Below are 11,887 nucleotides of genomic sequence, written 5' to 3'. Positions count from 1 at the left end.
AAGCCATGGCATAGGCAGCGCAATCCGACAGTGGATATACCCCGCCACCTCGGCGTATCCTCAATGTCCAGCGCCACAGCAGGAGCCAGCACCATGAGCACCGTCCCCAAGGCATCCGAGCAGCAGGCGGCGGACAATGAGCACGATAGCGGCGGCGAATATTTCGAGGCGCCGATCACGCCGGAGGATTTGCACGAGGGCTCGGACGAGCATTTCGACACGCCCGAAGTGCCGGACTCAGAACCAGCGGGCCTCGGCACCTCCCGCATAAAGCCGAAGAAAAAACCGTCGGCGATCTCGGGCCGCAAATTCCACAAGCGCGACCTGGTGCGCATCGACACGCTGCGCCCGAGCCTGGCCGACCGCATCCGCTCCGACCATCCCGACCTGCCCAGGGGCGCTCGCATCAGCCGCGAGGAGCTCGGCCGCTACCGCATGCGCTACATGGAGGAGCTGCTGCAGCAGGAGCACGGCGAATTCTCCGAGCTCGACCGCCAGGTGGTGGAATCGATCGCCCGGCAGGACACGATTTCGGAAAACTCGGAAGAAGAATTCGAGGAGCACCGCACCTTCCCCGACCGCGTCTCCGACAATATGGCCGCCTTTGGCGGCAGCTGGTGGTTCCTGATCTCGTTTGCCACCGTGCTCCTGGTCTGGATCGGCATCAATCTGTTCGAGGGCTTGAACAGCGCCTTCGACCCCTATCCCTTCATCCTGCTCAACCTGCTGCTCTCCTGCATCGCCGCCATCCAGGCGCCGGTCATCATGATGAGCCAGAAGCGCCAGGAGGTGAAAGACCGCCTGCGCTCCTTCAACGAATACCGCGTCAACCTCAAAGCCGAGCTCGAAGTGCGCCACCTGCACGAAAAACTCGACTACCTCATCTCCCGCCAATGGACGCGCCTGGCCGAAATGCAGCAGATGCAGCTCGATGCGATGAACGAGCTCGCGGGTACGAAGAAGGTGAAGCGGGCGGTGCGGGGGGTGAGGAGAAGGACGGTGAAGGGGGAGGCGGGGCAGTGAGGGGGCTAATTCGGTCGAGGTCGTTTGAAATCATTTATTCGCCATCGATCGCCGTCGTGAGCAGATTCCCTGTTGTCATCGCATCGGACCGGCACGCGGAACACTTCCGGCGCGTCGGAAAGATCCAATGTTAGGTAGAACGGAGCCTTGCCATCTCCATTTACAAAGCTTGGCCAATCCAGCGGCTTCAGTTTCTTTGGCTGCCCGGGGGACATGAGCACTACGAAGATGCGTATCGGATCGGTGCTCTGAATGCCGTCGACATGAACGCGATGTGAGAAATCTCGCCATTCGCATAATCTCTGATGTTTGCTGACAATCTGATCGTTGCCCCAACTCGTTACGCCCTTCGCTTCGATCAGGATAATCGTTCGGCTGAACGCGACCACGAAATCAAAGTCTTCTTGCGTACCGCGAATGAAGCGACGGATGGGCTCATCTGATGCCGAAACTATTGGATTCTCTAGGATGGTAGGCTCGTTGTCGACGCTCCTTGCTCTATCAAGCACCAGGGCACCAAACAGCCAATCAATGTGATAGTCGATCGCCCACCAAGCGTTCTTCGGAATGGCGACTTTGATCACGTCCCCAAGCTCTTTTCGAAAAGAGTTCGAAAGAGGCAGATCCTTCCCTCTTTCACCGAGCGCATTGCGGATGAGCCAATAGCGCTCCTTTCGATTGAACAGCTTGAGACATTCCACCAATGTTCGCGCCATTCGTGCCTCCAGATTGTCGGATCTTTTGATCAAGCTACTGCGCTGTCGCTGATCTCGCGGATCCGACTGACGAGCCTGGTAACCCGGTCCTCATCGAATACCTGCTCAGGCCCGGTAGGAGCCAGATCTGTGAAGGGCGGCTCGTAGAGCAGGCTCGGGTCCATCGTGCCCTGGTCGGTCAGGTGCTCGATGATCATCCCGACAAATTCGATCTGCGCGGCGGAAGCAGTTCCCGTAGACAGGAATTCGCCAAAGGCTTCCGAAACGGCCGCCCGGTCGAGGCCTACCAATGAACGCACGAAGCGACCGAAGCCATGGCTCGCCTCGCGAGCGCGCTCGATGTCGCCAGCATCGCCGATACCAGCATCAAGCAGCATCTTTTCCAGCTCGGCGAGGTCGATAGTGGTCAGCGGCTTGCCTTGCCGCAACTTGTGCAGGACGAGATGATCCTCGTGCTTCCTGAGGAAATGGCGGGCCTTCTGCTTAAAGCGGGCGAAGTCCGCCTCACCGACTTGCGGCAGGTCAACCTCGACCCCTTCGCCGATTTCGTCGGCAAAATCGGAATAGACGACCGCTTTCCGCCCTTTCTCGATGTGCTGGATAAGCTCGCGCAGCCGTAGCCTTACCAACTCCAACAATGGGACAGTGACGCCTTCCCACCAGAGGTCCGTTTGGATTTCCTCGATCAAGGCGGCTTGCTGGGCGATTGCCGGAATACCCGTTTGACTCTCCAGTGCCGACGCGATCTCCAGCAGCTGTTTCTTGAACGTAGCGAAGCGTTTGGAACCCTTCAGCAGGGCAAGCTGCAGCGAGAACATCAACAGATCGAACCGCTTCGCTTCCTCAGTGCCGAACTGCTTGGCCGACGGCAGAGGTGCAACCTCGTCGATAAGTTCCTTGCGATTCTCATCATTGATCGCAATCCAGGCTTCCGGCTTCTGATATTTCTCCACGGCACGACGGTGCTGGCGCACAAGGAAGTTGTCCGGATTCAGTCCAGCCACGGTATCGCGGAGAATGCCCACCGCATCGGTCCGGATATCCTCCTCAGACGGAGCACCAGCAGCCGCGTCCGGTACTTTGAAGGGTTTCGCTTCTTCGCCTAGCTCGTGAGGCTTTGCCGTTCTTTCGTCGAGCGCGCGAACCAGATCGAGCCTCGCCGCAAACAGCCGTTCCGACAGCGACTTCGCGGTGCTTGCTTCTTTCAATTCAGGGTTGGCGCCGAAGAATTCGAGATTCTGGCAATAGTCGAAGACACGAAAGAATTCCTTGTCCTGGCCTGGGCCGAACAAATCCGGGCAAAGCCGCGTGCCACGTCCCATCATCTGCCAGAATTTGGTTTTCGAGCGCACCTGTTTGAAGAAGACGAGGTTGACCACCTCGGGCACGTCGATACCGGTGTCGAGCATGTCGACCGAGATGGCGATGTGAGGCGCCTTTGTCTTCTTGGAGAAATCATCGATCAGAGTCTGGGCATAGGCGCCTGTCTCGTGGGTAATCACCCTTGCGAAATGGCCGGCAAGGTTTGGATAGGCGGCGTTGAACCGCGCCTCAATGAACTGCGCATGGGGCTGGTTCTTGGCGAAGATGATGGTCTTGCCGAGCCTGTCGCCCCCTTCGACCTTCCCCCCGTTGGTCATGAGATAGGCAATGACAAGGTCGACCGTGTCGGTGTTGAAGAGCCGCTTGTTGACCTCAGCGGCATCGACGCTGTCGGGGATTTCCTCCTCCCCCCATTCCAGCATGTCCCAGCGGTCTTTCTCCTCGTCGCTCAAATCGTCGTAGCGCAGGCCGGAACGCACGATTTTCAGCGGCACGGAAATCGCCTTGGGCGGAACCAGATGGCCGTCCGCCACGGCCTCGTCGAGCGAATAGGCATCGGTCGGCACGCCGTCTTCCAGGTCGAACAGTGAATAGGTGTTGTGGTCGATCTCGTCCTTGGGCGTCGCCGTCAGGCCGACGAGGAAAGAGTCGAAATATTCGAAGATAGCCCGGTAGCGCTGATAGACCGAACGATGCGCCTCATCGATGACGATCAGATCGAAGTGACCCGGCCCGAACTTGCGCTTCTCATCGGATTTGCCGTCGATCAGGTTCATCATCGTCGGGTACGTGGACAGGAAGACGCGGCCTTCGCTTGTCCGTTCGGTGACCAGATTGACCGGCGCCGAGTCCGGCAGATACGCCTTGAAAGCCCCAGCCGCTTGGTTGACCAGCGCGACACGGTCGGCGAGGAACAGCACACGTTTTACCCAGCCGGCGCGCATCAACAAGTCGACAAGGGCGATGACCGTGCGCGTCTTGCCGGAGCCGGTCGCCATGACCAGCAGCGCCTTGCGCTCGCTGTCATCCTCGAAACTCTTGGCGATGGCGCGGATGGCGCGTTGCTGATAGGGCCGCTTGTGGCCAGCGATCTTAGTATCGATGCGGGTCTCGATGAGCTTTTTCCGGCTCGTGCGGCGCTGAATTAGCAGCTCCAGTTCGTCGCGCTTGTAGAAGCCACCAATCTGTCGCGGAGGATAGCGCGCGTCGTCCCAGATCCAGTGTTCATAGCCGTTCGAGTAGAAGATGACAGGCCGCTGCCCGTAGCGCGCCTCCAGCCGGTCGGCATAGAGTTTTGCTTGCTGCTGGCCCTGGCGCGCATCCTTGCGTGTGCGCTTGGCCTCGACGAGGCCGAGCGGCTTGCCGTCCGCGCCCCACAGCACATAGTCGACGAAGCCGACGCCCTGCTCGTTAGGCATGCCTTCGACGCGGAACTCAATGTCTTCCGGCCTGTCCAGCGCCCAACCTGCCTCGCGTAGCAGCAGATCGATGTAGCGGTCGCGCGTTTCGGCTTCGTTATAGTCATGCCGGTCGGGCGTCGCCTCGCTCGCCTGCCGCGCCGCCGCCACCTCTGCCCGTAGCCGCTTCAGTTCGTCGTCGAGATTGGTCCTGTCGGAAAGTAGTTTGGCCAGCTCGCCGTTCTTGGCGTCAAGCTCCTGCTGCTGCGCCTTCAGATGCGCGAATGCCTTCTTCAGGGTGTCGTCGCGACGCGACAGCACCGAGGCGTCGAAAGCCAAGCCATCCGCCGGTTTGGCCTTTCGCGCATAGGTGCGGGCGAGCCAAAAGCAGACGTGGAACAGCTCCTTCAGTGCGCCGACCGCCTCGTTTGGATGAATGATAGTCCGCTCATCGTGCACGGCACGGTTGCGCAACTGGTTGATGTATTTCGCCTTGGAAAACACCGCCTGGCCCGCTGCAGCCTTGAAAGTCGGCTCATGCAGAAGCGCCGAGATGTTGTCTTGGTATGGCAGCTTTAGCCCCGGGTCGTTCTTGAATGCCCAGTTGACGCCAATCTCGACTGCGCGCCCTGCATAAAACACCGACGCACGTGGATCCGACGCCCCATGTCGCTCCGCCGCGACGGCAGCTTCGTGGACAGCCGGAAACTCGGCGGCAAGGAAAGCGAAGTTGGACATTCGGGCAGGCTAAAGTCTCAGATGAATTTCGCAACCGGTTTTGTTGCAGGCAATTCTATCAGAACTGCGCGCGCCAAGTTGCCGCCGTCAACAGAACAGACTTGTCCAGTGGTGGGGCAAGCTCAAAGGCGCGAGGCTGTCGCGCGAAGTCGAACAACCGCACCAGTCGAAACGCATCCGGTCGCTCCTCCGAGAAGGACCGTTCATTCTCCGAAAGCAGGAACGGAGTCTGCTTGTGACCCGTGGTGGTCTTCACCTCGATCAGTCGCTCCCGTCCGGCCAGATCGAACGAGCGGATGTCATAGCCTGCGCCATCGCCATCCTCAGCCGACACCCAACGCACCTTCCGGGCAAGATCGTCTCGTCCGGCCACCCGCAAGCCGGACTGCTCGGCGAAGAAGACACGCTCTTCGCCACTTTTGCCCAATTGTCGGTTGCGAGCGTCCCGAAGGGCCGGATCGAACTTTCGCACGATCCGCTCCAGGACAGTCGGCACAGCTTCGAAAGCCGCGACAGGCGGTGCTTCGAAGAAAAGAGGTTGGCCTTCTTGCAATTCGGGTGATGGGGCAGCCAAGATCGGGTTCTCGAAGAGCGCGGGATTGCGGGCGATATGGCGCTCGACGCCGTCGACCAACGCGCGCTGGAAATTGTGCCGCGGCACGTAGCCTTTCAGCCAGATCATCCCGAGCCGATCTAGCACAGCACTGATGTTGTGGTGCTTGAATTCAATAGAGCCGCGGCTGCGTCCGGTAAGTTCCCGCAGCGCCGCATTGCGCTGCGCCTTCACGAACGGACGGCCCGCAAACTCAAGCGCCTGCATGTCGAAATAGTCGGCGACGATCAGGTCGATTTCGCGATCCGTCCAGTCACTGCCGGCGGGTGCGTAGGGCATCGCTAGAATTGACCCGAAAAGGCACGGGATTGCAGTGACGAGAAGAATGAATCCATTGAAGATTGCGCCTCGATTCCCAAGGATCGCTGAATATTGAGACGACGCACCAAACGAACAAATTCAGCCTGAAGCTCAATGGGGGGAAGGGGCAAGGAAAGTCCTTTGATGATGCCCATATTCAGGCCAGGCATCACCGCACCCTTGGCCTCAACCCCCAACTGCCGGAGCACGGACGGATGTTGTAGAAACGCGGCGTGAAGAAATTCAGGTAGGCATCTACCGATATCCAATGTGATACAGCACAGGTGCTTCGTATTTATCGCTAAGGGAATGTCGTCAGGCACTACCGCGCAACGACCACACGTTCCCATGATCGTAATAAGGACATCGCGAGGCAATACGGTGTAGCGGCGCAGTTCGTCATATTTGCGGGACGTAATATAGCGTCGTTCTGCCCAACGGAATTCATTGGTTACGGCATTGTCAATTCCAAGCACAGGTATGCCGTTGTCAACGAACTCCGAATGAAGGAGTTGGCTGCCGAACGGGCCAGTTCGCATGTTTAAGGACAGCGACCCGACGGTAGCGGCTGGCCAAGATTTTTGCTCTCCAGACACAAACATCTCCAAAAAGATCGACTGCGCTAGGCTGTCGAGCAGTTCGATGGCGCGCTTGCGCTTGCGGCGCAGCGCATCCGCCTTGTTCAAGATCGCAGCGATCCGCCGTTGTTCCGGGAGTGGCGGGAGGAGGATTTCAACATCAGAGAACCGCTCGAATGACACTGAGCGTCGTCTATGAACAGAACCATCACCTAGGGACCCATAGATACTGATGAGTTTCGGCGATTTCAAACACCTGGCTATGTAGCCGCCGTCACAACGATCTGGATCAATCTCAAAAACCCGATACATCGGACTTATGAGACCTTCCTCACTTGCTCGTGCAATCGAACCCTCGTCCAGGTGGATTGGGGAATACGCAAAGTCGCCTGGCAGCACGACCTTGTAGGACGACGTATCTTCGCTGAAAACCTGTTTCTTGAAGTATTGATCGCTACGAACGAAGCCGTCGTGTTTCGAAATGGAATACACGGGCGTAGCCGAGCGATCGCGTGCGGTGCGGCTTACTTGCGATATTATGTGGCCAAGTTTTACCTCCGGCCACCTCACAGCATCGCCTCCAGCTCTTCCAACCCCTGCATGACCTCCTTCTCCAGCGCCTTCAGCTCGGCAACAATCTCCTTCGGATGACGATGCTCGATGGCCTCGTGCACCACTTCCTTGTAGCGGTTGAGGGAGAGGTCGTAACCGGCCGCAGCAATCTCGGACTTGGGCACGCAGAAGCTTTGCGCGATGCGCGGGCGCTGCCGCTCGGCGCCGTTGCGCTCGGCCCAGCGCGCAGCGATGTCGGGCAGATTGTTCTTCTCCAACTCCTCGTCGGTTAGTGTTAGCTTCACGAAACGGCCGGCTTCTTCATGGCCCGGCCTCGGACCGAACTTTTCGCCCGGCAATAGGGCACTGCGCTTGTCGTCGAGCGAAAAGCCGTCGGCTTGGCAGTCGTAGAACCAGACGTGATCGGTGCCGCCCGAATTGGTCTTGGTAAACAGCACGATCGCGGTGGAGACGCCGGCATAGGGCCGGAACACGCCCGACGGCAGCTTGACGATGCCGTCGAGCCGATGGTCCTCGACCAGCATTTTGCGGATCGCCTTGTGCGCGGTGGAGGAGCCGAACAACACGCCGTCCGGCACGATTACCGCCGCGCGCCCGCCGGGTTTCAACAGCTTCAAGAACAGCGCCATGAACAGAAGTTCGGTCTTCTTCGTCTTGACGACGGCGAGCAGGTCCTTGGCTGTGGTCTCGTAATCCAGCGAGCCGGCGAAGGGTGGGTTGGCCAGCACTAGGCTGTAGCGATCCTCATCGCCGGCATGCTCCTGGCTAAGCGAATCCTTGTAGCGGATGTCGGGATCCTAAACGCCGTGCAGCGTCATGTTCATCGAGCCGATGCGCAGCATGGTGTTGTCGAAGTCGAAGCCGTGGAACATCCCCTCGTTGAAATGGTCGCGGCTCTCCTGCTCGTGGAACAGCTTCGGATGGTTGTCGCGCAGATATTCGCCGGCCGCGACCAGGAAGCCGCAGGTGCCGCAAGCTGGATCGCAGATGATGTCCTTCGGCGTCGGCGCCGTCATCTCCACCATCAGCGAAATGATGTGGCGCGGCGTGCGGAACTGGCCGTTCTGGCCGGCGCTGGCGATTTTCGACAGCATGTATTCGTAGAGATCGCCCTTGGTGTCGCGGTCCTGCATCGGCAGTTTGTCGATGAGGTCGACCACCTTCACCAGCAGCGCCGGTGAGGGAATGGTGAAGCGCGCGCCCTTCATGTGCGTGGCATGCGCGGTGCCGTCTTCCGCCATGGTGCGCAGGAACGGGAAGACATGCTCAGAAACAAGTTGGAACATCGTGCCGGCGTCCCCGTTCTTCAGCCGCGACCAGCGCATGTCCGTATAGGCTACACCTCCGTTCGCGCCGATGCCGTCCTTGCCATCCTTGAAGATGCGCCGGCGCATCGGCTGGCTGGTGCGTGTCGAGCGGTTTTCCTCGAGCAGCTCCGCATCATCCAGCCCGCGCATGAACAGCAGATAGGTGATCTGCTCGATAACCTCGAGCGGATTGGCGATGCCTCCAGCCCAGAAGGCGTTCCAGACGGCATCGATTTTCGTGCGAAGTTCACCTGTGATCATGCAATTTCCTCGAATCCAGACTGTTCTTTCGGCGCGACCCTAAGACAGGTAGGCTTGCGATCAAAGCGCCGAGTAGCACATCAGACAGCGAGGGACGAGGCGGATGCCCATTCTAGACTTCATGACTGGAAATGCTATCGCCGGTGTCTTGCAAAGGGGCGAAAGAGGGCGCCGCTACCAAGCTATCTTGAACGGTCTCACGCCGCTGGAACTCCAAAACGTCAGGGCCGCGCTTGACGCGAAAATCAGTCGAGACGATATCCATACGGCGGGTTGGATGCCTGGCAACGATTGGAACAATACGCCCTTTCAGCCGATATTTGATGGTCCTGCACAGCACGATTTCAGTTGGTCCGGGCTGATGTTTGGCTTGATGGTCTTGGAAGCATTCGAACGCCATCCCGACGACTGGTTAACTGGAAAATTTGAGGTTAACGGTGTGGATATCGGCAGCCGCACATACTGGAGGCGTAGGTATTAGCGCAAGCCGAGCCTGAAGCGTCGTTATGCCACGAAACTTTGCCCGTTGAAGCCCGCGCCAGCTTCCGCTAAGAAGCCGTGACTTGCCGGTTTGCCGGGAAGCACCCGTAGCTCAGCTGGATAGAGCGCTGCCCTCCGAAGGCAGAGGTCACAGGTTCGAATCCTGTCGGGTGCGCCAAACCTTACACCGCCGCCAAAGTCCGCAGACCTTCCCCCCCCCTACGTCGACGGCACCCTCGGCTCCTCCACCAGATAAAACCGGTCCTTCGGCGAAAAATCCGTCACCAAAAACGAGAACGACGCGCTCTCCAGCGGGTCGACCTTGCCTTTGCTGAACAGCAGCCGGTCATAGGGTTCGAAGTCGCGTTTGAATTCGGCGAAGCTGTCGGACTTGATGCTGTTGTCCACGCGCTGTGCCTGGTCGAAGGACAGCCCGTCGCCATAGTCGCTCGGCACGTTCAGCATCGACTGCAGCTCGAAGCCGAATTCGATCCAGGCGTCGCCGCTGTTGTTGCGGGCGACGATCTTCAGCGGCAGGAAGCCGGTCGCATAGTTGCCCGACGAACCGAAGGGCTGGATCGGCCTTGCCGCACGTATGGTCAGCGTCACCGGGTCGGCGGTGTCCAGTTCCTCGGTGACCACGATCGGGTCGGCGCGGGTGCCGGTGCCCGTGGCCGAAAGGATCCGGAAGCCGCCGCGTTCGTCGGAGAAGGCGTAGGCGCCGGCTTCGAAGATTTTTGCGCCATCGGCTTCGGCGCGCGTGCAGCTCGCGGCCAGCAAAGCCGCGAATAGGTGCACACAGCGCAAGCCTGGACGCGTCATGGCCCGATTATGGACGACAATTGCCTGGCCGCATACTGGCCGGCGACATAGTGGAATGACGATGACTTTAGCGGCTGGCGAAAGAATGCCGCCGCTTCCGTGCGACGGGATGGTTCAGCCGGCTCAGCCGCCCTTCACCGCCCGCACACTGTCCCGCTCCACCAGCGGGCATTCCAGCTTGGTGATGGGGTAGCGTCCCTGCCCGGGCGTTGCCGGTGCCTCGAGCTGTTCGATCGCCCATTGGCCCATCGCCATATGCGGCAGGATCGAGGTGGTCAGCGGCGGGAACAGATGCCGGGCGATCTCCTCGTCGTCGTAGCCGACGACCGAGATGTCCTGCGGAATGTGCAGGCCGGCTTCCTTCAGCGCCTCGTAACAGCCGATCGCGGTGCGATCGTTCTGGCAGAAGATGGCGGTCGGGCGGTCTTTCAGCGCCAGCAGTTTTACCGTCGCGGCATAGCCGGCGCTGGCCGACCAGTCGCCCTCGACCACCAGCTCCGGGTCGAACGGGATGTCGGCGGTGGCGAGCGCGCGGCGATAGCCTTTCAGCCGGTCCTGGGCGGCCTGCATCCACGGCTCGCCGGTGATGGTGGCGATGCGGCGGTGGCCGTGGCTGATCAGATGCCGGGTCGAGCTCTGGCCGCCGGCGATCTCGGACGGCACCACGGCGGGGAAGGCGTAGTCGGCCGTGTAGCAATTGAGCAGGATCACCGGGATGTCGAGGCTGTAGAGGAAGTCGGGCGCCGTGATCTCGCGGGTGAAGATGGTCATGTAGATCAGCGCCGAAATGCCCCGCCTCGTCAGCGCCTGGATGGCGCGCGGCTCCATCACGGCGTCGCCCATGGTCTGCGCCACCAGAAGCACGTTGCCGGCATTCCACGAGGCCTGGCGCGCGCCTTCGATGGCGACCACCGCCTCCGGGCTGGTCGCCAGCTGGTCGACGGCGAAGCCGATCACCCCGTCCAGCCCGTCGAAGGCGGCGACAGGCTTGCGCAGCGCCGAGAAGGCCGGCGCGCTGTAGCCCAGCGCCCTCGCGGCCTCGATCACCCGTTCGCGGGTCTGCTGCGACAGCTTGATCCCCGGCGAATTGTTGAGCACGAAGGAAACGGTCGCCTGCGAACAGCCGGCGGCCCTGGCGATATCGGTCATGGTGACCCGCCCCTTGGGCTTGGCCGGCGCCTTGCGGCGCCTCGCCGTGTCGATGGCCGTATCCCTGGTCTCGCTCATGGCAGTCGTGTCCCCAATTCCCGGCCTGTCTAGCGGCAGCCTGCCGGCCCGACAAGATGGCGCGGCGGCGCCGATTTATAGAAACCGCTGCCTCGTTTATATATATTAGTAGCCGCGCGGTCCATCGATCATAAGGCTCCAGTTGCGCAAGGAAAGCTTTGCCTGCAGCGCTTTGAGCTCCGTGCGGCCAGGGCGCGGTTTCGTCAACGCATCGTCCGCCGTGGCGCCACGATGTGCCCGAACATCGGCTGAAAACTAATAGTGTTTACTAATACAAAAATGCGCTGTAACGTCAATCCGTCGCGTCCGGTCCCGCTGGGTTCCGGCGCGGTGGAAAAGCGAATGTCGATGGCCCGATGGCGAGCGGAGATTGCCTCCGCGAGCATTGTCTCGGATATGTGATATGTCAGACAAATCCGACTATTTACGAACGAAGGATGAGTCTCTAAAGTCCGTGGCCGTGGCTGGAACGACGCCATTCTTGTGAGTGCCGGGAAACCCTGAGGAGGAGGGGGGGTATTCAAGCCGC

The 11,887-nt window shown here is 60.0% G+C and carries 8 protein-coding genes, 1 tRNA gene and 1 pseudogene; 3 read left to right on the top strand and 7 right to left on the bottom strand.

Annotated features, from left to right (window positions below):
* Positions 1–93 precede the first annotated feature (93 nt).
* Complete coding sequence (locus JG746_RS02650) at positions 94–1,023, top strand: DUF1003 domain-containing protein (protein ID WP_202356766.1); 930 nt, start codon at positions 94–96, stop codon at positions 1,021–1,023.
* Positions 1,024–1,028: 5 nt separating this feature from the next.
* Here the strand turns inward: JG746_RS02650 and JG746_RS02645 are convergent, their stop codons facing one another.
* The 5 genes and pseudogenes from JG746_RS02645 to JG746_RS02625 form a co-directional block, all read right to left on the bottom strand.
* Complete coding sequence (locus JG746_RS02645) at positions 1,029–1,739, bottom strand: hypothetical protein (protein WP_202356765.1); 711 nt, start codon at positions 1,737–1,739, stop codon at positions 1,029–1,031.
* Between the two features lie 29 nt (positions 1,740–1,768).
* On the bottom strand, positions 1,769–5,197 hold the full coding sequence (locus JG746_RS02640) for a DEAD/DEAH box helicase family protein (RefSeq protein WP_202356764.1): 3,429 nt from the start codon (positions 5,195–5,197) through the stop codon (positions 1,769–1,771).
* A gap of 58 nt (positions 5,198–5,255) precedes the next feature.
* A complete protein-coding gene (locus JG746_RS02635) occupies positions 5,256–6,089 on the bottom strand; it encodes a DUF3883 domain-containing protein (RefSeq protein ID WP_202356763.1) in 834 nt (277 codons plus the stop codon).
* A 2-nt stretch (positions 6,090–6,091) separates the two neighbouring features.
* Positions 6,092–7,180, bottom strand: coding sequence for a restriction endonuclease subunit S (locus JG746_RS02630; RefSeq protein WP_244730652.1), 1,089 nt, complete (start codon positions 7,178–7,180; stop codon positions 6,092–6,094).
* A 74-nt stretch (positions 7,181–7,254) separates the two neighbouring features.
* Positions 7,255–8,829: pseudogene (locus JG746_RS02625) on the bottom strand (type I restriction-modification system subunit M).
* Positions 8,830–8,932: 103 nt separating this feature from the next.
* Here JG746_RS02625 and JG746_RS02620 point away from each other — a divergent pair.
* Positions 8,933–9,310, top strand: a complete 378-nt coding sequence (locus JG746_RS02620; protein ID WP_244730650.1) for a hypothetical protein — start codon at positions 8,933–8,935, stop codon at positions 9,308–9,310.
* Between the two features lie 100 nt (positions 9,311–9,410).
* A tRNA-Arg gene (locus JG746_RS02615) sits at positions 9,411–9,487 on the top strand.
* Positions 9,488–9,528: 41 nt separating this feature from the next.
* Here the strand turns inward: JG746_RS02615 and JG746_RS02610 are convergent.
* Positions 9,529–10,131 (bottom strand): hypothetical protein, encoded by a 603-nt coding sequence (locus tag JG746_RS02610; RefSeq protein WP_202356762.1) that lies wholly within the window; start codon positions 10,129–10,131, stop codon positions 9,529–9,531.
* A gap of 123 nt (positions 10,132–10,254) precedes the next feature.
* Positions 10,255–11,358, bottom strand: a complete 1,104-nt coding sequence (locus tag JG746_RS02605) for a LacI family DNA-binding transcriptional regulator (protein WP_202356761.1) — start codon at positions 11,356–11,358, stop codon at positions 10,255–10,257.
* Positions 11,359–11,887: the final 529 nt, after the last annotated feature.

The sequence above is a fragment of the Mesorhizobium sp. 113-3-3 genome, assembly GCF_016756495.1.
Classification (GTDB): Bacteria; Pseudomonadota; Alphaproteobacteria; order Rhizobiales; family Rhizobiaceae; genus Mesorhizobium.
This window is presented reverse-complemented; position numbering and strand designations above follow the sequence as displayed.